The following is a 1431-nucleotide window of genomic DNA, read 5'->3' on the forward strand; positions in this document are numbered from 1 at the left end:
TTGTCCGTACGGCTCTCCAGGACGCGGCCTCAGTCGCCGGCCTGCTGGTCACCACCGAAGCCATGATCGCGGAGGCTCCGAAGAAGGACTCGGCTGGCGGCGGCATGCCAGGCGGCATGGGCGGCGGCGGTATGGGCGGCATGGGCGGCATGGATTTCTAAGGTCCACGCATTTCGACAATTTGGAAAGGGCGGCAAGCAATGCCGCCCCTTCTTCGTGCCCATTCCGCCAGTTGTCAGTGACTCGCAAGCCGGGTATATGCCCGCCAAGGTTGGTGCTTATGCTTGAACGGATTCTGCCTTTTTTCGTGGGGCTGGCTTTACTGTTGGGTAGCGGCTGCGCGCGCAGCGATGATGGTACGGTGATTATTCCGAGACCGCTTGATGCTAGGCGATTCTTTGACAAAGAGCCGCCCCACCTGCAGCAGCCACACATCGAAAACAGCGTGTTTCCGGTTGCGCCACAGGAGCCGGAAAGGCTCGAACCGCGCCGTACGGCAAGTCACAAGACATCAAACAGACGCGCATCGCGGATCGCAAGTCCTCCGCTTTCCTCTTATGAGCCGCACAAGCCGCTTGTCTGCAAGAACGTCAGCGAGCCCGGCAAGCGATACCGTGTGGTTTGCGAATAGGGCAATTGGTTTGGCCAGCGGTCTGCCCCTCAGGAGCCTCCCGGCGCCTTTCCGGATCAGGTTGTGCCCGGCCCGCTCGCGGTCGTCCATCAGGGCGATGTTGTGGATCGTGCGAAACAGCATCAGCCGTACAAAGCGCAGAACCACCAGTGGACCGTCTGCCACGCGGCATCAAATTGCCCCCCGGTGAATGAGGACGCAGACACGTCACGGACTATTGAGAAATCGGTCCATGATCTCGCCGAAAGCTGCCGCCGCCGCGGGTCTCCCGGCTGCATCCTCGGGTGATGCTCGAGTGAGGCCCGGCAACATGAGGACGATCGCTCATTCGGCTCGGCGTTTCGTGCCCATCCACCTTCTCCCACAGGGGAGGCTGGGATGCAGCGCCTTCAAAGTGAGGAACAAATCACCTTCGCCGCGAACCTTTCACATTGTCTCGCCACCACCACCGTCGATGAAGTTTCGGACTCGCGCGGGCCGAATCGGGGATCGGCATCGCAGACCATGCGATCGATCTCGTCCCGACGGTTGCCAAAATTGAAAACGAGGCATAATTGCCCAGACATCCAGCTGCTTCGGAGGCTTGCTATGACTTTTGCTCAATCGGTCGTGCGTTCTTTCGTCGGCTGAAGCCATTCATCCTGCTTTTCCTGTTGACTCAGTTCCTGGTCAGGCTGGCGCTGTCGCTGGTTTCGGCCAAAGACCTGTCTTTCCATCCGGCCGACTGGCTGGCTCCTTTCTTCACTGGCATCTGGTTCGATATCGTCACGCTGCTTCCAATCCTCGTGGTCTTTCTCCTC

General features: G+C 59.7%; 2 protein-coding genes. One reads left to right on the forward strand and one right to left on the reverse strand.

Features of this window, described 5'->3' with window-relative positions; all coding sequences use genetic code 11:
- Window positions 1-280 precede the first annotated feature (280 nt).
- Window positions 281-631: a hypothetical protein gene (locus EOB59_RS34810; RefSeq protein WP_095482951.1), complete on the forward strand. Its 351-nt coding sequence runs from the start codon at window positions 281-283 to the stop codon at window positions 629-631.
- A gap of 599 nt (window positions 632-1230) precedes the next feature.
- On the opposite strand, the gene EOB59_RS35560 is transcribed toward EOB59_RS34810, so the two are convergent.
- On the reverse strand, window positions 1231-1431 hold a 201-nt coding region (locus EOB59_RS35560; protein WP_164895862.1), incomplete at its 5' end, for a hypothetical protein.

The organism is Mesorhizobium sp. M7A.F.Ca.MR.176.00.0.0, assembly GCF_004023165.1.
In the GTDB taxonomy this organism is placed as follows: Bacteria; Pseudomonadota; Alphaproteobacteria; order Rhizobiales; family Rhizobiaceae; genus Mesorhizobium.